General features: G+C 72.6%; 25 protein-coding genes and 1 pseudogene. 6 read left to right on the plus strand and 20 right to left on the minus strand.

Features of this window, described 5'->3' with window-relative positions:
* Positions 1-17 precede the first annotated feature (17 nt).
* Entirely contained in the window at positions 18-413 is a 396-nt protein-coding gene (locus ACFYXS_RS26560) for a hypothetical protein (protein ID WP_389252466.1), read from the minus strand.
* Positions 414-697: 284 nt separating this feature from the next.
* Between ACFYXS_RS26560 and ACFYXS_RS26565 the strand changes: the two genes are divergently transcribed.
* Positions 698-1156, plus strand: a complete 459-nt coding sequence (locus tag ACFYXS_RS26565) for a winged helix-turn-helix transcriptional regulator (RefSeq protein WP_389252468.1) — start codon at positions 698-700, stop codon at positions 1154-1156.
* Between the two features lie 147 nt (positions 1157-1303).
* The gene (locus ACFYXS_RS26570) at positions 1304-1819 is read left to right on the plus strand and encodes a carbonic anhydrase (protein WP_389252470.1); all 516 of its coding nucleotides are present in this window, start codon (positions 1304-1306) and stop codon (positions 1817-1819) included.
* Positions 1820-1874: 55 nt separating this feature from the next.
* Here the strand turns inward: ACFYXS_RS26570 and ACFYXS_RS26575 are convergent, their stop codons facing one another.
* The 6 genes from ACFYXS_RS26575 to ACFYXS_RS26600 all read right to left on the minus strand — a co-directional run bounded on the left by ACFYXS_RS26575 (position 1875) and on the right by ACFYXS_RS26600 (position 7950).
* Entirely contained in the window at positions 1875-2453 is a 579-nt protein-coding gene (locus ACFYXS_RS26575) for a hypothetical protein (protein ID WP_389252472.1), read from the minus strand.
* Positions 2454-2499: 46 nt separating this feature from the next.
* Positions 2500-3003, minus strand: a complete 504-nt coding sequence (locus tag ACFYXS_RS26580; RefSeq protein WP_389252474.1) for a hypothetical protein — start codon at positions 3001-3003, stop codon at positions 2500-2502.
* Positions 3004-3029: 26 nt separating this feature from the next.
* Positions 3030-3281, minus strand: a complete 252-nt coding sequence (locus tag ACFYXS_RS26585) for a hypothetical protein (RefSeq protein WP_389252476.1) — start codon at positions 3279-3281, stop codon at positions 3030-3032.
* A 47-nt stretch (positions 3282-3328) separates the two neighbouring features.
* On the minus strand, positions 3329-6067 hold the full coding sequence (locus ACFYXS_RS26590) for an AAA family ATPase (RefSeq protein ID WP_389252478.1): 2739 nt from the start codon (positions 6065-6067) through the stop codon (positions 3329-3331).
* A 72-nt stretch (positions 6068-6139) separates the two neighbouring features.
* Positions 6140-6709, minus strand: a complete 570-nt coding sequence (locus ACFYXS_RS26595) for a CGNR zinc finger domain-containing protein (RefSeq protein WP_389252918.1) — start codon at positions 6707-6709, stop codon at positions 6140-6142.
* On the minus strand, positions 6706-7950 hold the full coding sequence (locus ACFYXS_RS26600; RefSeq protein WP_389252480.1) for an MFS transporter: 1245 nt from the start codon (positions 7948-7950) through the stop codon (positions 6706-6708). Before ACFYXS_RS26600 ends, ACFYXS_RS26595 begins: the two co-directional genes overlap by 4 nt.
* A gap of 139 nt (positions 7951-8089) precedes the next feature.
* Here ACFYXS_RS26600 and ACFYXS_RS26605 point away from each other — a divergent pair, with 139 nt between their 5' ends.
* Complete coding sequence (locus ACFYXS_RS26605) at positions 8090-9052, plus strand: LysR family transcriptional regulator (protein WP_389252482.1); 963 nt, start codon at positions 8090-8092, stop codon at positions 9050-9052.
* A gap of 62 nt (positions 9053-9114) precedes the next feature.
* Here ACFYXS_RS26605 and ACFYXS_RS26610 read toward each other — a convergent pair whose 3' ends face one another.
* Positions 9115-9372, minus strand: coding sequence for a hypothetical protein (locus ACFYXS_RS26610; protein WP_389252484.1), 258 nt, complete (start codon positions 9370-9372; stop codon positions 9115-9117).
* A 166-nt stretch (positions 9373-9538) separates the two neighbouring features.
* Here ACFYXS_RS26610 and ACFYXS_RS26615 point away from each other — a divergent pair, with 166 nt between their 5' ends.
* The 3 genes from ACFYXS_RS26615 (at position 9539) to ACFYXS_RS26625 (ending at position 12580) form a co-directional block, all read left to right on the plus strand.
* Positions 9539-10582 (plus strand): cytochrome P450, encoded by a 1044-nt coding sequence (locus ACFYXS_RS26615; RefSeq protein ID WP_389252486.1) that lies wholly within the window; start codon positions 9539-9541, stop codon positions 10580-10582.
* Positions 10579-11631 (plus strand): JmjC domain-containing protein, encoded by a 1053-nt coding sequence (locus tag ACFYXS_RS26620; protein ID WP_389252489.1) that lies wholly within the window; start codon positions 10579-10581, stop codon positions 11629-11631. The genes ACFYXS_RS26615 and ACFYXS_RS26620 overlap by 4 nt, the downstream gene beginning before the upstream one ends.
* Before the next feature lie 61 nt (positions 11632-11692).
* A complete protein-coding gene (locus tag ACFYXS_RS26625; protein WP_389252491.1) occupies positions 11693-12580 on the plus strand; it encodes a GNAT family N-acetyltransferase in 888 nt (295 codons plus the stop codon).
* 17 nt (positions 12581-12597) lie between these two features.
* On the opposite strand, the gene fabG is transcribed toward ACFYXS_RS26625, so the two are convergent.
* From fabG to ACFYXS_RS26685, 12 genes and pseudogenes are all read right to left on the minus strand, one after another.
* Positions 12598-13338 (minus strand): 3-oxoacyl-ACP reductase FabG, encoded by a 741-nt coding sequence (gene fabG, locus ACFYXS_RS26630; protein WP_389252493.1) that lies wholly within the window; start codon positions 13336-13338, stop codon positions 12598-12600.
* Positions 13326-14015 carry a 2-phospho-L-lactate guanylyltransferase gene (gene cofC, locus ACFYXS_RS26635; RefSeq protein WP_389252495.1) on the minus strand — a complete coding sequence of 230 codons (690 nt, stop codon included), beginning with the start codon at positions 14013-14015 and terminating at the stop codon, positions 13326-13328. Before cofC ends, fabG begins: the two co-directional genes overlap by 13 nt.
* Positions 14012-16600 (minus strand): annotated as a pseudogene (locus ACFYXS_RS26640) (bifunctional FO biosynthesis protein CofGH); the annotation flags it as partial. The gene cofC and the pseudogene ACFYXS_RS26640, both read right to left, overlap by 4 nt.
* Before the next feature lie 13 nt (positions 16601-16613).
* A complete protein-coding gene (locus ACFYXS_RS26645) occupies positions 16614-17771 on the minus strand; it encodes an acyl-CoA dehydrogenase family protein (protein ID WP_389252497.1) in 1158 nt (385 codons plus the stop codon).
* A 61-nt stretch (positions 17772-17832) separates the two neighbouring features.
* Positions 17833-18489, minus strand: a complete 657-nt coding sequence (locus ACFYXS_RS26650) for an enoyl-CoA hydratase/isomerase family protein (protein ID WP_389252499.1) — start codon at positions 18487-18489, stop codon at positions 17833-17835.
* Positions 18486-19535, minus strand: coding sequence for an LLM class flavin-dependent oxidoreductase (locus ACFYXS_RS26655; RefSeq protein ID WP_389252501.1), 1050 nt, complete (start codon positions 19533-19535; stop codon positions 18486-18488). Before ACFYXS_RS26655 ends, ACFYXS_RS26650 begins: the two co-directional genes overlap by 4 nt.
* A 69-nt stretch (positions 19536-19604) precedes the next feature.
* Complete coding sequence (locus tag ACFYXS_RS26660) at positions 19605-19904, minus strand: muconolactone Delta-isomerase family protein (RefSeq protein WP_389252920.1); 300 nt, start codon at positions 19902-19904, stop codon at positions 19605-19607.
* 69 nt (positions 19905-19973) lie between these two features.
* Positions 19974-20864, minus strand: a complete 891-nt coding sequence (locus ACFYXS_RS26665) for an ABC transporter substrate-binding protein (protein WP_389252503.1) — start codon at positions 20862-20864, stop codon at positions 19974-19976.
* A 68-nt stretch (positions 20865-20932) separates the two neighbouring features.
* Positions 20933-21283: an NIPSNAP family protein gene (locus tag ACFYXS_RS26670; protein ID WP_389252505.1), complete on the minus strand. Its 351-nt coding sequence runs from the start codon at positions 21281-21283 to the stop codon at positions 20933-20935.
* Positions 21280-22035 carry an NADPH-dependent F420 reductase gene (gene npdG / locus ACFYXS_RS26675; protein WP_389252507.1) on the minus strand — a complete coding sequence of 252 codons (756 nt, stop codon included), beginning with the start codon at positions 22033-22035 and terminating at the stop codon, positions 21280-21282. Before npdG ends, ACFYXS_RS26670 begins: the two co-directional genes overlap by 4 nt.
* Before the next feature lie 28 nt (positions 22036-22063).
* Positions 22064-22879 (minus strand): IclR family transcriptional regulator, encoded by an 816-nt coding sequence (locus ACFYXS_RS26680; protein WP_389252509.1) that lies wholly within the window; start codon positions 22877-22879, stop codon positions 22064-22066.
* Positions 22880-22906: 27 nt separating this feature from the next.
* Positions 22907-23377: a VOC family protein gene (locus tag ACFYXS_RS26685; protein WP_389252512.1), complete on the minus strand. Its 471-nt coding sequence runs from the start codon at positions 23375-23377 to the stop codon at positions 22907-22909.
* Positions 23378-23387: the final 10 nt, after the last annotated feature.

Consider the following 23387-nt stretch of genomic DNA (forward strand, 5'->3'; position numbering starts at 1 on the left):
TCCGTATGGTTTGTTTCTCAAACCGTAACAGTGTCGGTCGGCGACCTCCCACCACTTCGGGCCGCCGTTATCAGGTGCGGCAGTCGGCGACGCAGCGAGTCCGCGAAGTCGCCGGCCTCGCGGAGTTGACGGGCGGTGAGGTCCCGCAGGTCCCAGATCAGCTCCGCCACGCCGGAGACGCTCGGCTCCGCCGTCGGGGGCGGGTCCGGCAGCCCGATGCCGGCCACCGCCACCAGATCCTCTGAAGGCACATCGAGAACGGCGCCGAAGTCGGCGACGAGTTCAGGGGTCACGGGGGTGATGCCGCTGCCGACCGTTCCCCAGGTGGCGGCGGACCAGTGACGGCCCGTGACCACCAGGAAGATCTTGGCCACGGCCGCCCATCCGAGGTTGCGGTTGTGCGCCAGGCGCATGAGCACAGCGCCGGGACCATCCGGATACCGCTCGAACGCGGGAGGGGCCTCCCGGACGAGTCCGGGAACCCACGATCCAGCGGTGGGGTCAACAGGTGCCAGATCGCCGGGCACGACGGCGCCCGCGATCACGAAGAGGTCTGGTGCGTGCAGCCCGAGAGCGGGTCCGAGCCGCCGCAGCAGGGACGGACCCGGCCCGGCGGCCCACCTACGCCTGCCCCCGCGGGTACGTGCAGCAGCAGGGAACGGTTTGGTTCACAAACCGTGACGTGGTATACTCAAACATGCCCGAATACCCAGTGGTCCCCGGAAGGCCTTGCGCAGTCGCATCCACGCTGGAACTGGTCGGCGACCGCTGGTCGTTGCTGATCGCCCGCGAGATCATGTTCGGCAACCGGCGGTTCAGTCAGATCGCCCGCAACACCGGCGCCCCGCGCGACCGGCTCGCCGCGCGGCTGAAGTCGCTCGTGGCCGACGGCATCCTCGAGAAGCACGAGTACCAGGCCACCCGGTTCGAGTACCACCTCACCGAGGCCGGCAAGGAGCTCTTCCCCCTGCTCATCGCCCTCCTTGCGTGGGGTGACCGCTGGGCCGTCGCGGAGCCGCCCATGATCGTGGAGCACCACGGCCATCAGGTCCGGCCGGCCACCGTCTGCAGCACCTGCGGGGAGGCCATCGACGGCCGGGGACTGCACTGGACGCACAACGCACCGGGCTGGTCGATGGCCGGGCCCGAGGCGTAGCCATCAGGATCTTCGCGGCTTTTCGCGGTCGCTCCACGGTTTGCGAATCAAACCACTCGGGGCTAGCGTGAACGGTGGGACGCGAGGATCCGGGGACTGCGATCCCTCCGCTCGTTCACTGACTACCTCAAGGGACGGACCAGGACCATGGATGTAGTCGAGATGCTGACCAGCCGCAACGCGGACTACGCTCCGAACCGGTACACCCCGGGCCTGCGGATGATGCCCTCGCTCAAGACGATCGTGATCGGATGCGTGGATCCGCGGGTCGAGCCGACCACGGTGCTCGGCGTGGAGCAGGGCGAGGTCGCCACCATCCGCAACGTCGGTGGCCGCGTCACACCGGCGACGCTGCGGGAACTGGCGATGCTCCGCAAGGTCACTCAGGCCGCAGGAGGTGACCTCGGCCCGGGATGGGAGTTCGTCGTCCTCCAGCACACCGACTGCGGGATCACGCGCCTGGACGGCGAAGTCGACATGCTCTCCGACTACTTCGACGTCGACAAGGACCACCTGGCCGCGCAGGCCGTCACCGATCCGCGCCGAGCCGTCGCCCTGGACGTCGACACGCTGCGTGCCCAACCGGGCCTGGCGGGCGTACGGGTGTCCGGGCTCGTGTACGACGTCGCCAGCGGAAAGGTGGACGTCGTGACGACGCCGTAGGTGGCCGGGCCGCCGCACGGGGCCGCGCGGCGACCGGACACCCCACGTCGGAACGTCACCCCGCGGCGCAACCGGCCTCGAAAGCCGCCTCGTCGATGTGCCGCATCTCGAAGGCCGGTGGGTCCGGGGGCTGTTGGGAGGAACCCCAGGTGCCTGAAGCGTCGATGAACTCGGTCCTCGCCCGCATCCGGATCACCTCGCCGTCCCACTCACCGTCCAGCGTCTCGATGTTCACATCGCCCTTGTCCCTCGGGAGGTAGGGGTCGAGAGTGAACCGGCTGCCGCGCCAGTTGTGCACGTCGCCCGCGAGTCCGCCGTGGGTCTCCTTGCCGGATCCGCACACCTTGATGCCGCCGGTCATGTCGCAGGCCATGGAGCAGTTCTCGTCGTGGCGGATCTGCAGCAGCACCCGTCTGACGTCCTTGTCCGCATAGGCGACGCTCCCCTGCCAGTAGCCGGTCAGCCGGGGCTGCCCGGGCAGCGGGTAGGCCCAGGGGACGAGTGCCGTCCGGGCGACCAGCAGGCCCGCGCCCATCACGGCCAGCGCGGCGACGGTCGTGAGGGCTTTGCGCCGGCGCCGTACCGTGCCGCCGGTTCCGCCCACGAACCCGCGCGGTGTCGTCGTGTCAGTCATCACGATGTGCTCCCCCGTAGAGCCGAGGCACAGCCGTCGTCCTCTCTCAGATCCGGTCGCGCAGCAGACCGACCAGCTTGACGGCGGTCACCTTGTCGTCGTCGCCCCCGGCGCCGCTGACGACCTGGACCTGGCAGTCGCGATCGCCCGCGGCGAAACGCGCGATGCCGCCGCTGAGGAAGCGGATCCCCTCGGGGCCCGCCTCGCTGGTGACGCCGGGTTCGTCCTTGATCCCGCCGGAGGCGGCCGTACCGGGGCCGCCGACGCTGACGGTGATCGAGTGGTAGGTCTCCGGGTTCTCCCAGCCGCACACGCTGTCGCCCACTCCTGAGGTGGGCCGTCCGCCGTCGTTCTTGCCGATGACCGGTGCGACCTCCTCGGGCGTGAGCAGGGTGCAGGCGTCGACCGCGGCGCTCTGCCCGTCGCCGCCGGAGCCGGTCGTGGCGCCGGCGGACGGGCCGCCGCCGGAGCCCCGGGCGGCGGACTCGCTGCCGCTGGACGGCGCCGGCGAAGAGCCGCAGGCCGAGGCCGTCAGGGCCAGGGACACCATCAAGAACACTGTCAGGGTTGTGCGCTTCACTTCTGATCCCCCCACGGGTAAAGCCGGACTGCCAAATTGACGCGGTGCGCCGGCCACCCGACCTCGGCCAGTGCCTCGGCGACGACGTCGGCGTCGGGCCCCTCGACGAACACCAGCACGACCTCGTCGGCGGGCAGGTGCACCGCGGCGACCAGGCGCACCGTCGCGGCGACCGGGACGGGTGGTCGCCACGTGGATCCGCCCCCGGAGTCGTCGTAGCGCTCCACCGCGAAGAGTCGCCTGGTCACACCAACGACGCTAGGCCTGCCGCGGCATCCTCGAATCGGGTGTTTCCCTACGGTTCGGCCTTGCCCCGCCGGGCCATCGCGGCGCCGAGCTCGGCCCGGCTGGAGATCCCCAGCTTCTGGTAGACCCGGGCGAGGTTCGCCTCGACGGTCTTCGGGCTGATGAACAGGGCGTCCGCGATGGCCCGGTTGGTCCGGCCGCGCGCGGCGAGCCCGGCCACCCGTTCCTCGGTTGCGGTCAACTCCTGTGCGGCCGGGGGCCGGCCGCCGATCCGGGCGAGTTCGCTCCTGGCGCGGCGCTCGAACGCCGCCGCACCGAGCGCGGCGAACTCGGCGGCCGCGGCGTCCAGTACGGTCCGCGCGGCGCGTCTGCGGCGGGCCCGGCGATGGACGACGCCCGCCACCAGCAGGCAGCGGGCGCGGTCCAGTGGAATCACCCCTGGGGGAACCGCGGCTCTGGCCGCCTCCAGCCGGCCGACCGCCTCGGCGGTGTCCTCGCCCGCGGCCGCCGCCAGCAGCGCTCCGCTGCGGGCGAGACCGAGCGTCGTCCACGGCCTGGGCAGGCGCTCATGCCGTTCGACGAGCCGGTCGAGGACACGGCGGGCGGTGTCCAGATCGCCGACGGCGGCACATGCCTCGATCCAGTCCGGCTCGAACCGCTGCGACAGCGGTTCGGCCAGCCCCGTGGCGTCCGCCTCGGCGGCCAGCGATCCGTAGGCCAGCGCGGCGTCCCCCGTACGGCCGTCGACCAGGGCGGTGTAGGCGGTCAGACCGAGGTGGATCCGGCGGGCCCACGGGTCGTCGACGGCCTCGGCGCGGCGAAGCCCCGCCTCGGCGATCTTCCGGGCGCGCTCCACGTCGCCCCTGTGCGCGTGCAGTTGCCCGGTCAGCAGGGTCTCGCCCACAAGCCCGGTGCCCAGTTGTTCGCCCAGATCCCGGGCGGCGCTGATCGTGCGGGCGGCGGCGTCGTAGCGGCCGGCCACCAGTTCGGTCTCGCCCAGGTGGCACAGCAACTCGTGCTGCGAGGGTTCGTCGCCGAGTGCCACCGCCTGGTCGAGCATGTCCCGCAACCGGGTTCTGGCCAGGTCGTGTTCGTCGACGGACCGCCACCAGATCGCCGGGATGGTGCCGCCCAGCCAGGACGGGCGGTCCCCCTCCAGCGCCAGGGCGCGGTCCAGCAGTTCCAGCCGGGGCGGACGACCGCCGCGCACCTCGTTGAAGAACAGTTGCAGCAAGGACCCCGACAGCAGTCCGGCGTCCTCGGGCGAGGCGTCGGCGAGCAGCTTGCAGGCGGCCTCGGCATGGCGCCGGGCCCGTTCGGGAGAGTCGTGGAACATGCTCAGGTAGGCGTGGATACGACCGGTCAGCGGAGAGGCGTCCGAGGCCGCGGCGAGCGCCTGCTCGCCGGTCCCGGCGGCGACGGCGAGCGGTTCGTCGGCGCTCCAGGCGACCTCGGCGCGCAGCAGTAACGCCTCGGCCCGCCGGTCGCCGCCGCACCCGTCGGCGACCTGGTCCGCGGCCGCCGCGGCCGCCGGGTAGTCGCCGCTGTCGTAAAGACAACGGGCTGCCGCCAGCCGGCGGCGGCCCTGGTCCGCTGTGAGCTCCGACGGCGTCAGCCGTGCCGCCCGTTCGTAGAGGCCGGCGGCGATCTGCGGGGCACCCCGGTGCCGCTGCCGTCCGGCCGCCGCCTCGAGTTCGGCCGCGACCGCGGCGTCCGGTGCCACCGCGCACTGCGCGAGTTGGCGGGCCCGCTCGTCCGGATCGGCGACGACGTCGGCCAGCCGGTGCTGCAGTCGGCGGCGCAGTCCGGCCGGCATGCCGGCGCGGACCGCCGCGGCATAGAGCGGGTGGCTGAACTGCACCGCGCTCTCCGTGACGGTCAGCAGCCGGGCGTCCTCGGCCGCGTCGAGGACGCCCAGGTCGACTCCTGCCGCCTGAAGATCGCGCAGACGCGCCACGGACAGCAGGGCCGCCAGGCGGATCGCGTCGCGGCTCGTCGACGGCAGCGCACTCACCGTGTCGGCCAGCACCCGGGTCATCGTGGCCGGGAACGGAAGGTCCTCACCAGGAGAGGGCAACCGGGGCAGCCGCAGTACCGCACGGGCCAGTTCCATCGCCAGGAGCGGGTTGCCTCCGGAGTCGCGGGCGATCCGTGCGAGCAGCGGGCGGCTGAGCGTCACGTCCAGCCGGTCCCGCAGGATGTGGTGCAGCGCCCCGGCACCGAGCGGCTCCACCTCGATCCGGCGCAGACGGGCGGGCAGGCGGTCCAGATCCAGCGGTGTCCCGGTCGCGGCGGGCCCAATCCTGGCGCTGACCAGCATCGCCGGCCCCGGTACGCGACGCAGTGCGTACGTCAACGCCCGTTCGCTGGGCGGGTCCAGCCACGGCGCGTCGTCCACGGCCACCAGGACCCGGCGGTCCGATGCCGCGGCGGTGTCCAGCAGGGACCGCGTGGCCGCGGCCAGCGCCCGCTCGTCCACGGCGGTGCCGACGTTCGCGGTGAGCAGCGCCGCCTCGGCCGCGGCCCGCTGCGGGCCCGGCAGGCCGGTCACGTGGTCGGCCAGTGGCCGCAACAGATCGGCCAGGGCCGCCAGCGCCAGGGAGGACTCCGACTCCGCCGGTGCGCACCCCAGGACCAGCCAGCCCGCTTTCCTTGCCCGGTCGACCAGTTCGCGCCAGAGCGCGCTCTTGCCTATCCCGGCCGGCCCTGCGAGCAGCACCGGATCACCCTGGACGAGTGCCCCCCACGCCTGCTCCAGCACGGCGTCCCGACCGAACACCAAAGCCACGGGCTCAGCATAGTGTCCGGGCTTCCGGGGCAGTCCGGCGCCTGCCCGCGCCACGAGGCGATCGGCGCTTGCTCAGCTCTGCGGGGCCGGGTGGTGGCGCTGGTAGTGGCGGGCGACGCGCACGCGGTTGCCGCACGCCGGCGAGCACCATTCGCGGCGGCCGTGGTTCTTGACGAAGAAGAGCAGGCAGTTCGGTGCCACACAGGGGCGCAGGCGGTCGCGGTCGGGGCCGGTGAAGAGTTCGACGGCCTGGTGGGCGATGAGCCGCACGGCAAGATCGGCGGCCGTTCCGGGGCCCCGGTAGGCGCGTGACGGTTGACCGCCGGCGGGCCGGACGAGCTCGGGCCGGACCAGCGCGAGGGCGTTCAGGGTGCTGACCGCCTCCTCGCGCGCCAGTCCCGGCGCGGTGGCCGGGGGGCGCGGATCCCCGGTGGCCTCCGCCGCCAGGTGCCGCAGCGCGTCGCGCAGCGCGCGCAGTGCCCCCGCGACCGGGCGCACCGCGTCCTCGTCCAGCCGGTCGGGCCTGATGCCGGCGCCGACGTCGCCGGTCCCGCCTCCGAGCCGGTCGGCGGCACGCCGGCTGTGCGGGTCGCCGCGCCCTGCCTCCGCCCCCTTCCAGGGAAGGTGGCGGAGGCAGGTCAGGGGCGGCCCGGTGCCGGCTCACGCTCGGGGAGCCGAACCGCCGCGCGACGCGGGAGCAGCAGGGGGGTCGCCAGCAGGAGCACACCGGCCAGGCCGATGGCGGTACGCGGGCCGAGCAGGCCGCCCAGTACGCCCCAGAGGCCGGTCAGCAGCGCGGTCGAGGCCTTGGTCGTCACCGCCCAGGCGGACAGCGTGCGGGAGATCCGGTGGGTCGTGGTGCGTTCGAGGCGATAGGTGGCGTAGACGGGGTTGAAGACCCCGCAGCAGAAGATGAGCCCGAGCTCGACGCCGATCACCAGCAGCAGCCCTCCGGTGCCCGGCCCCAGGAAGGCCAGGCCGACGGGCCAGATCGCGCGCAGCGTCCCGGCCGCGACCAGGACCTGGTGCTGTCCGAACCGGGTGACCAGCGGGCGGGCCAGCCGCGAGCCGATCAGCCCGCCGATCGAGGGCGCGGCGAAGGCTAGGCCGTACTGCCACGGCGCGAACCCGAGCCGGCCGAGCATCAGGACGGCCAGCAGGGGCTCGGCGGCCATGACCAGGCCGTTGAACAGGGCGGTGTTGAAGAACAGCGGACGCAGCGTGGCGTCGGCGAGGATGTACCGCCAGCCGTCGAGCAGGTCGCTCGCCCGCATGCGCGGGGCGTCCTGCCGCCCGGGCCGCGGTTCGTGCCCGCCCGTGGCGCGGATACCCAGGGCCGAGAGCAGGTAGCTGACGGCATCGGCCACCACCGTCACCACCGGACCGAGCAGGCCGATCGCGGCGCCGCCCAGCGGGGGTCCGACGATCGTCGTCGTCCAGGCCGTGGACTCGAACCGGGCGTTGGCGACGAGCAGGTGCTCGGCGGGCACCAGCGTCTTCAGGAACGCCCCCGAGGCCGCGCGGAAGGTGATGTCGCCCGCTGCGACGACGATCGAGACCAGCAGGAGCTGGAGGAAGGTGAGCACGCCGAGCGCGTACGCGGCGGGGATGGTCAGGAGCGCCGCACACCGCACCAGGTCCATCGCGATCAGCACCGGCCGCTTGCGCCGGAACTCCACCCACGGGCCGAGCGGCACCGCCACGGCCGCGCCCACCGCGGCTCCCGCGGAGGCGAGTGCGGCGACCTCGGCCGGTCCGGCGTGCAGCACCTGGATGGCGATGAGCGGGAACGCGCCGAAGGCGAGCCAGGTGCCGAGCGCACTGGTTCCGTACGCTCCCCACAGCCACCCGAACCGGTTCCCCAGCCGGTGTCCGCTCCTCATGTCCGACACCGACACCCCTCGCCACTCGCCCGCACCACCCGTCCGCGATCGGTGACATCAAAGCGAGCGCCGCACCCGGGGATCAAACAACCGCAGAGCCTGCGGCCACAACCATTGGTTGTGACCCTAGTGTGTGGGCATGGACCTCGACACCGTCCGGACCTTCGTCGCCGCCGCCGACGCGGGACAGTTCCAGGAGGCCGCCGCCGAGCTGGGGATCACCCAGCAGGCCGTCTCCAAGCGGATCGCCGCGCTGGAACGCACCCTCGGCGTACGGCTGTTCACCCGCACCGCGCGCGGCGTCGGACTCACCATCGACGGGCAGGCGTTCCTGCCCCATGCGCGGGAACTGCTACGCGTCGCCGAGCGCGCGGTCGCGTCCGTGCGCACCGGCCGCCGCCCGCTGCGCGTCGACATCATCGCCTCGCGCGGAGCGGCGTCGGGCCTGATGCGCGGCTTCCACCGCGCGCAGCCCGAGATCGATCTCGACGTGGTGATGCTGTTCGACATCGAGACGGCCGTCGCCGCCATCCGGTCCGGCGAGATCGACGCGTCCTTCCGCGCCGTCGGTGCGCCCGGCCGGCCCCTTCCCGAGGACATCGAGTCCGTCCGGGTGCTCGACGAGCCGCTCGAACTCCTGACGGGCCCCGCCCACGCGCTGGCGGGCGCACGGTCGGTGACGATCGCTCAGCTCGCGGGGCACCGCATCTGGATGCCCGGCATCGTCCCCGGCACCGAGTGGGCCGCCTACTACGACGACCTGGTCGCCGAGTTCGGCCTGGCCATCGAGGCGACCGGCCCCAACTTCGGTTCGGACGCGCTGCTCGACACCATCGCCGACACCCCGGCCCTGGCCACCTTCATGGGCAGGCACACCCTCCCCCAGGTGCCGCCGGCGGACACCCCCACCGCCTGGCCCGCCGGCCAGGGCCTGCGCCGCATCCCGGTGACCGACCCGACGCCCGTCTACCCGCACTCGCTCCTCTGGCACCGCGACAACCCCCACCCGGCGCTGGCCGTCCTCCGCGCCCACTTGGCCGCCGCGGCGGCCGGCCACGACGCGGCCGGGACCTGGGTGCCGGGCTGGGTGGTGCCGCGCTGAACACCGCCTCTCCGGCGCGTGCTATGGCCGCTGCGAACGAATCAAGAAGGCGCCCCGGCACGTCAGGGAAACATCAGGACGCCGATGGCGGGCCCGGCACGTGGGATTGAATGTGGCCGCTCGGTCACCGAATCCGGATACCGATGGTCAACACCGGTGCCGACACGGCCGCTTGGCAGTGCCCGTGCACCATGAAAGGAAGTAATCATGAAGATGATCCAGGCGATGGTGAAGAAGCTGAAGCCGGCCGACAAGCTGGTCCGCAACGCGTGGCCGTACCACGTCATCTGATCCATCACGCCGGCGGCGGACCAGGTCACACCTTTGGTCCGCCACCGGCGGCCCCATGTCCGGCACACCCTGTGTGCCGACGGTGGTGCGCGGCGGCCACGACCGCCCCCGGAATTCCCCCCGGCCGGCCACCGAGTTCTCTGCTCTTCGTGGGGAACGCATTCTCTTCGCCATCCCTAAGGAAGCGGATTCCTCATGGAAGAACTCGCGCCTGCGGCGGCATGCGACCGGCAGGTCGTGTACGCCCCGCAGATTCAGGAACTGCTCGCGAGAACAGAAAAGGTCTTCCGGGTCGACGAGACCACGGTGGGCGTTTCGGACCCCGATCTGATGTCCGCCGTCGTCGCGGCGCGCCCCGTACTCGCCTCCGAGCGGTCGGTGTTCAAGCCCGCCGCGGGCGCGGACATCCACCACGAGAGTGCGACGGGAACGATCCGTGCCCTGGGGCAGGACGTCGCGGCGAGTGTCCGGACCCCTCCCCCGCCGCCGCACCTGCTGGCGGGCGCCTGGCCCGACGTCGCCACCTCCTACCTGCGCCGGTGGCTCTACGCGTCGGACGCGCTGCCGGTCTCGCTGCTGTCCAAGCGCGGTGTCACACGTTCCGACTCGCTGTCCAAGCTCGTCGACCAGGCCGTCGCGGTCTGGCCGGGCGCCGACTCCGGCGGCACGGCGCTGGCCCAGCAGATCCGGGGTGCGTCGAGCACCCGGGACCGCAAGCAGGCCATCGCGCTGTACCGCCGCGCCTCGGCCACCCTGTGCGACGGTGTGGCCGCGCTCGCCGCGAACGCCCTGTGGCTCATGAACCGCACGCCGACGTACACGCGGGGCAGTCTCACCCCGGTCCTGTGGGAGACGCTGCGGCTCCTGCCGCCCGCCTGGATGCTGTTCCGCACCGGCGGGGAGGCCTACACCGCACTGCACCCCGCCATCGGTCCCGGGGACGACATCGCGATGTTCCCGCTGCTGATGCACCGCGATCCGCAGTACTGGTCGGACCCGCTGGTGTTCCGTGCGGAGCGGTGGTCCGGAGTGAGCGATCCCGAGAGGACGCCGGGATTCATGCCCTTCGGTTTCGACGGCGCGCGCTGCTGGGCCCGGCACCTGGTCGTGCCGCTGGCCGAGCGCCTGCTGGAGGTCTGCCTGGAGAACGGCGTCACCATCGGCGACGCACAGCGGGAGACCCACATACCCTTGCGTTCGCTGCTCTCCGTACGCTTCGAGGCGGAGGTCCGGGGATGAGCCCGCACACGCCCGCGGCGACGGTCCCCGCCATGGAGTCGTCCACGCTGGCCGGGTGGGTCGGCGACGTCGCGGCCTTCACCGCACGGCAGTGGCAGCGCCGGCCCGCGGCCTTCACACCGGAGCCGGGCAGCTCCCCCTCGCCGTTCGGTCTGGAGGAGCTGGACAGCGCCTTCGACGCCGGCCTGCTGCGCACCCCCTACCTGGAGATGGTGCGCTCGGACAAGGTGATCGTCCCGCCCGAGGCGTACACCACGTCGCGTGGGGTGCACGGTACGACCTACGACGGCTTCGCCGACCGCGCGAAGGTCCTCTCCCTCCTGGGGGACGGAGCGACGCTGCTGCTGCGCCGCGTCGACCAGTGGCACCCCGCGACGGGCGAGCTGGTGGCCCGCCTGTCGGCCGAACTCGACCGGCGGGTGGAGGCGTTCTTCTTCGTCACCCCGGCCGGCGGTCAGGGTCTCGCGGTGCACCGCGACGACGCCGACGTGTTCGTCCTGCAGGCCGCCGGACGCAAGACCTGGTACGTCCACGGCGCGCCCGCCGTCGCGGACTGGGCACCCGGGGAGCTCGCCGACGACGAGCACTCCCCCCGGCTGCTCCGCACCGTTCTCGGCCCCGGCAGCGCCCTCTACATCCCGCGCGGCTTCGCGCACCGGGCGGTGGGTGCCGCCGGACTGTCGGCCCACCTGTCGCTGACGGTCCGCGACATCAACCTGGGCGACCTGCGGTCCGCCCTGGAACACCTGGTGTCCCAAGGGCTGTCGCTGCCCGCGCTCCCTCTGGGGGAGGCCGCGATCGCCGAGGCCGGCGACGGGCTGCTCGGCCACTACCGGGCGCGACTCGAGGCGATCACGCCGCAGGATCTGCTCGCGGCGGCCCGGTACCGCCAGGAGCTGCCCCCGGCCGCACCGGAGAGGCCGCGGGCGCTCGCCGAAGCGGCGCGGACCTGGGAGCCCGCCGGGTCCGCGGACACCCGTGCCGCCACCCTGGCGTCCGTGGGCCGGACCTGGCGCAGGCTGCGGGACGCGGCGCGCCCCGCGCGCTGAAGCCCCGCGCCCGCCGGCGGCAACGCCTGCGCGCCCCAGCCCTCTCACCTCAGGAGACGCCATGTCCGTCCATGTCACCGCGCTGATCGACCCCGACGTCACCGTCACCAGCCGTCGCCTGGTGTGGCTGGCCTCCGACACGGACGGAATCCCTCTCGGGTCGGCGTTCCTCCGCCTGTTCACCCGGGCCGGTCAGGAGCAGCTCGCCGATCTCCGCGTCCACGTCCACCCGCGGGAACCGGACGAGGAGATCGGGCCGCTCCTGCTGGACGCTGCACTGGCCGCCGCCCGCGAGAACGGCCGACGGCGCGTCATCAGCCACGTCGCAGCGGACTCCCGCGGTGAACGGCTTCTCGCCGCCCGCGGCTTCCGCAGGGTCCTGGCGCTGACCTCCGCGCGGCTTCCGCTCCCCCTGTCCCGTGCGGATCTCACCACCGTGACCGGGATCGCCGAGGAACCGCACCCCGGATACCGGCTCGCGTCCTGGGAGGGCATGGTCCCCGGCCACCTGGCCGAGACGTTCGTGGCGTCCCGCCACGCCATGAACGACACGCCCACCGGCGGAGTCGACTTCGCCGCCGTGCCCTGGAACCTGGAGCGCGTGCGGGCCGCGGTCGAGGCCGTGGCCGGACGCGGCGACGTCCTGCACACCGTGGTCGCCATCAGCGAGACGGACACGACGGTCGCGGGGTTCACCGAACTGGCCGTCCCCGGCGACGGCACGGGCGACGCGCGGCACTACGGCACCGCCGTGCTCCCCGCACACCGCGGTCACGGCCTGGCCCTGTGGATGAAGGCCGCGTCCGTCCGGCACACCGCCCTGCGCCACCCGGGCCTCGGCGGTCTCCTCACCGACACGGCCGACGGCAACCCCTACATCCGGCGCGTCAACGACCTGCTTGGCTACCGGGCCACGCACACCACGTACGAGTACCAACGGGACCTCTGAGCGGTCCTCGCGCCCGGTCACATGTGCCGGCCGCCGGTCACCTCGACGACCGTCCCGGTGACGTACGACGCGAGGTCGGACGCGAGGAAGAGTGCCACCGACGCCACCTCCGACGCCTCGCCGACACGTCGCATCGGTATCTCGGCCAGTTTCGCGTCCCAGATGTGCGCCGGCATCGCCTCGGTCATCGGCGAGCGGATCAGACCCGGGGCGACGGCGTTCACCCGCACGCCGTGGTGGGCCATCTCCTTGGCCGCGGCCTTGGTGAGCCCGACGATGCCGGCCTTGGCCGCCGAGTAGTTGGTCTGGCCGACGAAACCGACCTTGCCGGAGATGGAGGAGAGGTTGACGACGGCGCCGGAGCGCTGTTCGCGCATGACCGCGGCGGCCAGGCGGGTACCGTTCCAGCAGCCCTTGAGGTGGACGGCGACCACCTGCTCGAACTGCTCCTCCGTCATGGTCCGCATGGTCGCGTCGCGGGTGATGCCCGCGTTGTTGACCATCACGTCGAGACTCCCGAACGCCGAGACGCACAGGTCCATCGCGCTCTGCACGTCCGCGGCGACGGTGACGTCGCACGCCACCGTCACGACGCGGTCCCCCGCGTCGAGGCGTTCGGCGGCGCCGCGGGCCGCGTCGGCGTCGCGGTCGGCGATGACGACCCGCGCCCCCTCGCGGAGGAACGTCTCGACCGTCGAGAGCCCGATGCCCTGGGCGCCTCCGGTGACGATGGCGGTGCGGTCCTTCAGCAGGCCCATGGATGTCCTCCGGGAACGGTGTGTGCGATCGGCGTGCGCCCGTACGCGTCCGGGTGGATCCGGCCGAGGGCGTCGGACAGGTGGGAGTGGTTCACGAGCGGTGCGACGAGCGACAGATGGACGAGGTGGTCGACGTCGAACCGCAGTGACGCGAGTTCGGGTCCGGTCAGTTCGTGGGCGCCGGAGCGGCGGTGGGCCGCCCGCGACTCGACGCCGTACGACGGCCGCAGGGCCTGTCCGGGGCCGGCCGTCAGCAAGGTGGTGCCGCGGCATTCCGCGTCGGCGAGGAACGCCCTGTCGTGGGCGCGCGCGTAGGCCAGAGCACGCCCGAGGACCGCGGGTTCGACGAAGGGGAGGTCCGCCGGGAGGGACGCCACGGCGCACCGGGGGTCCAGGGCCCGCGCCGTCCGTTCGCCGTGCCGGAGCGCCTCGTTGAGGCCGGGACCGTCGGTCAGGACGGGGCGCACGTCGAGGTCTTCCACTGTGCCGAAGTCCTGGGGACGGTCGAGCACGACGATCACCTCGCCGACGCCGGGGGTCGCCCGTGCGGCCGTCACGGTGTCGCGCACCAGGGCGCGGGCCACGCTGCGCCGGTCCCGGCTGTCCAGGTCGAGGCGGCTCTTGGCCAGGCGGAGGTCCTTCTGGGGGATCACGACGATCCAGTCCCACCGCCTCATCGGAGGAACCCGACGCTCAGTGGCACGACACGCTGCACCTCGGTGTCGAACCCGAGCGCCGCCTGGGCGCGTTCGGCGGTGACGTCGTCGTACGTGGTGGTGCGCTGCCGGGTGGTCCGGCCCGCCGCAGCCGCGAGTTCCTTGATACCGGCGATGGTCTTCATCGACCCGTTGGTCGATCCGGCCATCCGGCTGATGGTCTCCTCCATCAGCGTGCCGCCGAGGTCGTTGGCGCCGCCGCGCACCATGTCGACGCACTGCTCCGGTGCGAGTTTCACCCAGGAGCACGCGATGTTGTCGATGTGGCCGTGCATGAGGAGCCGCGCCAGCGCGTGGACGGCACGGTTGTCGCGGGGCGTCGGACCCGGGCGGGCGATGCCCGCCAGGTAGATGGGCGAGCTCTGGTGCACGAAGGGCAGCGGCACGAACTCGGTGAATCCGCCGGTCTCCCGCTGCAGCCGGACCAGCGTCCGCATGTGGTCGACCCAGTGGCGCGGCTCGTCGACATGGCCGTACATCATCGTCGCGGTGGACCTGATGCCGAGTTCGTGCGCGGTCCTGATGACCCGGATCCACTCCCCCGCCGGGAGCTTGCCCTTGGTGAGCACCCATCTGACCTCGTCGTCGAGGATCTCGGCGGCCGTGCCCGGGACCGAGTCGAGGCCGGCGGCCCGTGCTTCGCCCAGCCACTCGGCGACGGAGATCCCCATCCGGGAGGCGCCGCTGATGATCTCCATCGGCGAGAAGGCGTGGAGGTGGATCTCCGGGCAGCGCCGCTTCACCTCGCGGGCCAGGTCGAGATGGACGGTGCTGGGCAGACCGGGGTCGATGCCCCCCTGCATGCAGATCTCCGTCGCTCCGACCGCCCACGCCTGTTCGACGCGCTCCCCGACCTCGTCGAGCGAGAGGCGGTAGGCGTCCGCGTCGGTGGCGCGCTGGGCGAAGGCGCAGAACCGGCAGCCGACGTAGCAGACGTTGCTGAAATTGACGTTCCGGTTGACCACGTAGCTGACGACGTCACCGACCGCCGCGCGCCGGACCTGGTCGGCGAGCAGGCACAGCGCGTCGAGTTCCGGACCGTCGGCGTACGCCAGCGCGAGCGCATGGTCCCGGGTGAGGGCCGCCGGGTCGCGTTCGGCCGCGCGCAGGGCGGCGGCCACGTCCGAGTCCAGCCGGCCGGGAGCGGTGGTCCCGGGTGTCGCGGACCTGTCCTTCAACTCGTCCGCGAGGACCTGCCAGTCGCCGAAGGCGTGCTCGAAGTCGCCGCGCGCGGTCGTCCGCCGGCCTTCCTGGTCGATCGCGACGTGCAGGTCGGTGCGGCCCGAGGACACCGCTTCGGCCACCTCCTGCCAGGGCAGGCCGGAGGGGATCACGTCGGCGGCGAGGCCGGTGGCCGGGTCCGCCAGGGCCCGCAGATGCGGTCGCACCCTGGCGTCCGCCCATGGGCTGCCCGCGCGCACGTACTCCGGCTGTACGGCCAGCCGTTCGCGGAGGTCGAACCCGGCCCCGGCGGTCAGCTCGGCCAGTCGCGCAAGCTGCGGCCACGGCCGTTCCGGGTTCACATGGTCCGGCGTGAGGGGCGAGACCCCGCCCCAGTCGTCCACGCCGGCCGCCAGCAGGAGGCGCAGCTCCTCGGGGTCCGAGAGATTGGGCGGGGCCTGCACCCGCATCCGCGGGCCGAGCAGGATGCGTGCCACCGCGATCACGGCGAGGTATTCCTCGAGACCGGCGTCCGGGGCGGCTCGCATCGCCGTGCCGGGTTTGGCCCGGAAGTTCTGGACGATCACTTCCTGGACGGCGCCGTACTGCCGGCCGATCCGGCGGATCTCCAGGAGGGAGTCGACGCGGTCCGCCGGACTCTCACCGATACCGACGAGGATCCCCGTCGTGAAGGGGATGCCGGTCCTCGACGCGTCCTCGATGGTGCGAAGGCGCACCGCAGGCTCCTTGTCGGGCGAACCGTGGTGGCACCCGCCCGGCTCCGCCCACAGCGAGCGGGCGGTGGTCTCGAGCATCAGCCCCATCGATCCGGCCACGGGCTTGAGCCGCTGCAGCTCCGCCCAGGTCATCACGCCGGGGTTGAGGTGCGGGATCAGCCCGGTCTCCTCCAGCACGAGGATCGCCATCGCGCGGACGTAGGACAGGGTGTCCTCGTAGCCGCGCGACTCGAGCCAGGACCGGGCCGCCTTCCAGCGGGCCTCGGGGCGGTCGCCGAGCGTGAAGAGGGCTTCCTTGCAGCCCAGCCGGGCGCCCTCACGGGCGATGTCGAGCACCTGGTCCGGCGTGAGGTAGGGCTCCTCCAGCCGGCCCGGGGTGGTGGCGAACGTGCAGTAGTGGCACCGGTCCCGGCACAGCCGGGTGAGCGGGACGAAGACCTTCTTGCTGTACGTCACGACGCCGGGCCGGCCCGCGTCCTCCAGGCCCACCGAGCGGACGGAGGCCGCGACCTCGCACAGCCGGGTGAGGTCGTCGCCGCGCGCCTCCAGCAGGGCGGTGGCCTCGGCGCGGTCGATGTTCTTGCCGGCGTGGGCCCTGGCCAGCGCACGGCGTACGGGTGCGGTGCTCATCGCGGCCCCCTCGCGTGGATGTCGTCGCGCATCAGCCGGCTCGCAGACCCATGGAACGGGCGACGACGTTGAGCTGGACGCCGGGCGGACCGGCCACCACCCGGGCGATGATGCCGTCGGAGTGGTGCATCGGCAGGGTGTGGTCGCGGACGTACCCGTACGCGCCCTGGACCTGCATGGCCAGCGCGGACGCCTCGGCGTAGATCTGCCCGCTCAGGAACTTGGCCATGGTGCTCTCCACTTCGCAGGCGTGGCCCGCGTCGAAGAGCGCGGCCGAGCGCTGCACGGCGCATCGGGCGGCGTCCCAGCGGACGGACATCTCCGCCAGCGGAAGGGTGACGCCCTGGTACGAGGAGATGGTGCGGCCGAACTGGGCGCGCTCGTTGGCGTAGGTGACGGTCATGTCCAGCACCGATCCGACGCTGCCGAGGAAACCGGAACTGATCATGATCCGTTCCAGTACCAGGCGCTCCTTGAGGATCTGCCAGCCCTGTCCCGGCCGGCCGAGCAGTGCGGAGTCGGGCAGGTGGACGTCGCGCAGGAACACCTCGTAGATGCCGCTGATGTTGCGGCCCAGTGCCGGCATGCGGCGGATCTCGACCGACGGGTGGTCGGCGGGCACCAGGAAGACCGCCAGCTCGTCGCGCTTGCGGTCGCCGTCGCCCACCTTGACGAGCAACTCCATGACCGTGCCGGGCAGTCCCGCGCCCTCGCAGTAGGTCTTCTGGCCGTTGAGCACCCAGCCGCCGTCGACCCGCTCGGCCCTGGTGGACACGCTCGCGGCGTCCGACCCGACGTCGGGCTCGCTCACCGCGATCGAGAACCGGCCGTCGCCGCTGAGCACCGGCGTCACGTAGGTCTGCCGCTGCTCCGGCGTGCCCCAGCGGACCAGGTCGCGGATCCCGCTGAAGTTGAGGTTCAGCAGGGCCACGAGATCGGAACTGGCGCGGCCCATCTCCTCGCACAGGGCGACGAGCAGGCTCGCGACGTCCTCGACGGGCTCGTCCGCGTCGGCGGCCATGTCGTACCAGCCGAGCTTCGCGATCTCGCGGTAGAGCTGTTCGGGATAGGAGCCCTCCTCGTCCCAGACGCGCACGTCGCGCTCCGGCGCGTGCCGTGCGAGGAACGCGCGGGCGGTCGCCCGCAGGGCTGCTTGTTCTTCGGTGTCGATGAAGGGGCTTATACGCATGATCGTTGTCTTTCGTCGGGTGTCACGTGATGGGAGGGTGCGGCGGCAGCCTCACGGCACGTCAGCCGGTGAGCGTCGCCCGGAGCTTGTGCAGGAGGTCGGCCGGCGCGGCGGCGAACCGGTCGGCGAGCTCGCGCGCGCGGCGGTCGAGGTCCGGGGCGGCGACGACCTCGACGAGTCCCAGCCGGGCCAACTCGTCCGCGGTGAGGCGTTCGTCGGCGGCCAGCAGCCGGAACGCGAGGGCGGGGCCGGCGGACTCGCGGAGCCGCCGGGCGGTCGCGTCCGGGGGGAGGAAGCCCAGGCGGAGCTCGGGGAAGCGGAAGAACGCCTCCGGCGCCGCCAGGGTGACCACCGCCGCCGCGGCCAGCGCCCATCCGCCGCCGACGGCGGGACCCTGCACGGCGGCGACCGACGCCGGGAAGGCCTCTATGAGGTCGCAGACCTGCTCGATCAGCCGCCGGCGCAGGCCCGGCTGTCCGAGCGCGCTCCCGTCGTCGGCGCGTACGTCCGCGCCCGCGCAGAAGGCGGGTCCCGCCGCCCGGAGGACCAGGACGTCCGCGCGTCGCTCGCGGGCGTCCTCGAGCGCCTCGACCAGCTGCAGCAGCAGCGGGACGTTGAGCGCGTTGCGTGCGTCCGGGCGGTTCAGCGTCACCGTCGCCACGGAGCCGTCGCGCTCCATGAGGCACAGCGCCGGGACCTGCCGCGTGCCGGTGCTCACAGGACCTCCGGGAGCACCTGGGAGGTCAGCAGCTCGACGGCCTCCGCCGGGTCGGGGCCCACGGGAGCCCCGACGTACGCCTCGGTGAAGCCGGCGCCGGCGGCGTACTCCAGCAGCTCCGTGAGCGCCTCGATGCAGTCACCGGGCGCTCCGGAGATGATCAGCTGGTCGGCGATCTCCTGGGGCAGCAGTTCCGCGGCGGCGTGGACGCCGTCGCCCGCTTTCACGGCCTCCCGGGTCGCCGCGTAGTCCGACTGCTCGAAGCCGACCCGCTGCAGGTTCTCGTGCGGCTGCTGGGTGACGATCAGCGCGGCCTGCCTGCGCGCCGCGGCCTTGGCACCGGCGCGGTCGGCCGACACGGAGATGTTCACGCCGTAGATGCGGGTGAACTCGCCGCGGATACTGCGCTCCCGGCCGCTTTCGAGCCGGTCGAGGTTGCTCACCGCGTCGAACTGGCCGCTGCGGAAAGCGGCCAGGCTGTGCGCCGGGAAGTTGCTCGCGCACATCACCCCGTCGGCGAGCTCGCCGGCCATCTCCAGTATCCGGGGCCCGGCGCCGGCGACGATCACCCGCACCGCGGGGTCCTCCACCCAGTCCAGGGACACCCGCGCGTCGTCGCGCAGCCCCAAGTCCTTGCAGGTGAGCGGGAAGTCGCCCAGCCGGACGGTCTCGCCGGCCCAGAGCGCCCGGCAGATCCCGATCAGCTCGGCGACGCGGCCCACCGGATTCGAACGGTCCATCAGGGCGCTCACCAGACCGCCACCGGTACCGATCCCCATGCTGACCTGGCGGCCCGCGGGCATGAACTCCGCCAGCGTGGCCATCGTCGACGCCTGTTCCAGGGGGTTGCGCCCGAACGGGAAGGTGACCGCCGTGCCGACGCCGGCCCCGGTCCGCGCCGCGATCGCGCCCAGAACGGCGCTCACGCCTCGCGACTGCATCTGGTCGGTGACCCAGATCGTCTCGAAGGCGCGGGCGGCGACCTCGGCGACCTCGACCATGCTCGGTCCGGCCGTCCAGGCGTGCAGCTGAATGCCCTTGATCATCGACCCTCGATTCATTTTACTGAACTGCGTCCACGATATTGAACAAACTAAGCAGGAGGGTGGTCCCGGTCAAGACCCTGCGTGCCGGCCCGGGTCGTTCGGGTGCGGCTGGAGGGCCGTGACGACCGAGGTCATCCACGGCCACAGGGGCAGCGTGTCGAGGACCTTGTCGTACAGCTCGGCCTCGTCGGCCGCGCGCCACAGCGCGATGCTGCGCATCTCTCCCACCGGGCGCCAGATCCGGACCAGGTGGCCGGCGGCGATGAGCTCCGCGGCCCGGACGGCCTCCGCGGCGCGGCGGCGGTCGACCTCGGCGGGATCGGTCCCGTCAGGGATGTGGGTGGTGACCTCCACCAGGAACTCCTTCACAGGCATGCCTCTCTGCGATGCTCGGAAAATACGGTGCTGCGGCTCCCCACCGGACCGTGCGACACGCAGTCAGGGCCTGGCGGATGCGGTGCGGTAGAAGTCGGCCGCGGTGATGGTCGCCCGGACACCGAGCTCGGCGGCGACCGCGGTGAGGGCGGTCTCGTCGGCGGTGTCACCGGCGACGGCGTCGGCCCGCCCGTCGGTGCCGAAGTACGGGGCGATGAACTTCTCGTGGTGCGCCCGGACTTCCTCCTCGGTGTGCCCGGTGAGGAAGGACCGGAGGTACCGCACGGTGGTGTCGGGATCGTTCCGGATGACCTCCAGGGCGCGCCGCTGGGCTCGTACGACGGCCTGGACCGCGGGGTCGTCCGGGGGGACGTGGGTGGGGTCGACGGCCACACCCACGGTGGGGATCCGGAAGTGGTCGCCGAAGAAGGCCAGAACCCGCCAGCGGTTCTCGGCGGCCACCGCCTCCGGAGCGATGGTGTCGCCGACCACGGCGGCGTCGATCGTGCCGTCCCGCAGCCGGCGCAGGTCCATGCTGTAGTCGCCCGGGGCACGGACGACGGTGCGGACGTCGCCGTCCGGGTCCAGGCCGGCCTGCCGCAGGACGATCCGGGTGAAGCAGCCGGGTCCGGTGTGCGGGGGATGCACCGCCAGCCGTCGGCCGGCCAGGTCGGCCAGGGAGTTCAAGCCGGGGCGGGCCAGGACCCAGAACTGGGGGTGCCGGGTGTTGGCACTGAGCGCGACCCAGGGGATGCCACCCACGAGCCGGGACAGCAGGGTCCGTCCGAGCCCGATGACGGCGCCGCGGCGCAGCCGCTCCGGGTCCCAGAGGGAGCCGTCCCGCAGTGAGACGTGCACACCCTCGTCGGCGTAGTAGTCCTGCTGGTCCGCGATGTAGGTGACCAGTTCCTCGTGCGGGCCGCGCCCCACGTGGGCGAGATCGATCTGGTGCATGAGCGTCATCCTTTGCTCGGAGCGACAACCCCCCTGCCTGCGGCCGGTCGTACGGGCCGCGGTCGGGATCAGAGGGGGCCGGGAGCCGCCGGAGGCACACGGCGGGAAGCCACGTAATCGGGCTCGACCAGGTAGGTGCTCACGATCTCCTCGATCAACGGCCCCGCCGCTTCGGTGCGTTCCTTCAGCGCGATCCACCGCGGATCGGCCCTGAAGGCCTCCCAGTGCGCGACCGCAGCGGCGACGTCGTCGAACGCACAGGCGTAGACGATCCGCCGCCGCTCGCCGACGACCTGCCAGAACCCCCGCAGATCCAGACCGACCTCGTCGAAGAGGTCGAGGGTCTCCTCGGCGAAACGCCGGTGCAGCTCCTCTTCCCGCCCCGGCAGCGCGACGTACTCGCGCAGTTCGAGGATCACGCGGGGATTCCCGAGATCGCGACGCCGGAGCGTGTCTTGTAGTGGCGGTTGATGCCGATGAGCACCGCGGTGAGGGGTTCGAGCTGGCGCGCGTTGCGGAGGGCGCCGGCGTCGATGCCGGGCCGTCCGGTGACCGTCGCGGCCAGGTCGGCCACCCGGTCCTTCGCGGCCCGTTCGTCACCGCAGACCAGGACGTCCTCGTGGTCGAGGAGCCCGTCCTCCTCCCAGAGCGCCACCGCGGACAGGTGGTGGAAGGCGCCCACGACGACCGCGTCGGGGACCAGCCGCTGCGCCTGCTCGGCGGCGCTGCCCTCCTCGACGGCCAATCCGTACGGGCCGCGCCGGTCGAAGCCCAGCGGGTTGACGCAGCTGATCACCAGCTTCCCGTCGAGGTCCGGCGCGAGGTCCGTGACCAGCTCGCCGTGGCCGTCCCACGGCACGGCGAGCAGGACGATGTCGGCCGCCGCGACGGCGGTGCGGTTGTCGAGACCGCGTACGTCGACGGTCGTGCCGGCGCGGGCCCGGATCAGGGCCGCGGCGTCCTCCGCCCGCCCGGCCGAGCGGGATCCGACGACGACCCGGTGCCCGGCGCGGGCGAAGCGCAGGGCCAGGCCCTTGCCCTGTGGGCCGGTCCCTCCCACGACGGCGATGGTGTGGTTCTCCACGGTTTGCTGGTCCTCTCCGGTGGAATGGCACCCGGCCCACGACCGGATGACCGGTACCAGGGCAGGGTCGGACGGCCCGGCGCCCATGCGCCGGGCAGGTGAGGTCGAGCACGGTTCAGTCGGCGAGCCGCTCCGGACCGGCGACGGGGTAGTCGGCCGGGACCTGGCCCCCGCTGCGGGCGGTGATGGCCCGGGCGGCGGTCACCAGGTCCGGCGCCAGTTCGTCGATGTCGTGCGGCGTGAGATCGTCGCCGATGCCGAGCAGGGTGATCAGGAGACAGGGGTACCCGTCACGATCGAAGACGGGGAACCCCACGACGTTGAGTTCCGGCCGGTACTCACCGAAGACGGCGGCGAAACCACGGGCGCGGATCTCCTCGCGCCCCGGGCCACCGTCCACCTCGACCGGCTGCGTGTCGTCGTGCCACGCGGCGGTCAGCCGCCTGAGCAGCGGCGCGTCCCGGCCGAAGCGGGAGCCGATCTCGATCGTGGTCTTGATGGGCTTGCGGCTCTCCATCTTGGCGATCGCGGTGAAGTGCCCGTCCGGCATCGGCTGGATCGCGAGGCAGGCCAGGCGGGTCCGCTCGGCCAGCCCCTCCATGTACGGCCGTGCCTCGGTGACCGGTGTGGTGCGGGTGACCGCAGCGATGCCGTACTCCACCAGCAACGGCCCGAGGTTGTAGCGCCGGGTTTCGGCGTCGTAGCTGATCAGGCCCTCGGTCACCATCGTCCGGATCAGGTTCGACGCCGTGCTCTTGGCGAGCCCGCAGCGGTTGGCGAGCTCGGTCAGGGTGGCTCCGCCGGCGTTCTGGGCCAGGGTGTCCAGCACACGTACGGTGCGCGACACCGCCGGCACGAGGACTCCGCCGCCCTGCTCACCCGCATCGTCGTCCCGGGCCGCGCCGTGCTGCTGGGAAGGGCCGATCGCCACGTCTTCCTACCTTCCGGTCAGGGTGTTTCACCCGACCGTAGCGGCATCCCGCAGCAGCTCGACAAAGTGGAACAGCGTGCCGTCGGGGTCGCGGGCGAACAGCAGCTTCCAGCCGCTGACACCGTCTGGACCCATGACGGTCTGCGGCGTGTGCAGGAACTCGACGCCCTCGGCGCTCAGCCGGTCGTACTCGCCCTGGATGTCGTCGGTCAGGATCGAGAAGCGGCACAGGCCGGGGTGGACGAGGTCGGCGGTCGCCCGGCCGCCCGACGGCACGTCGCGCCACTCGATGACGTCCAGCAGCGCCTCGTCGGGCGAGTCGTTCAGCCGCAGGTGCGCGAAGCGCAGCTTGCTGGCGCCCTCGACCATGAAGGCCCGCGCGAGATTGGCGTCCTCGACCTCCTTGTCCTGCACGACCTCGAAGCCGATGCGCCGGTAGAAGTCGATCGAACGGTCCATGTCGGTGACGTTGATGCCGACGTGCCAGAACCTGCGCATGACGGTTCCT

Source organism: Streptomyces sp. NPDC002574 (assembly GCF_042889545.1).
In the GTDB taxonomy this organism is placed as follows: Bacteria; Actinomycetota; Actinomycetes; order Streptomycetales; family Streptomycetaceae; genus Actinacidiphila.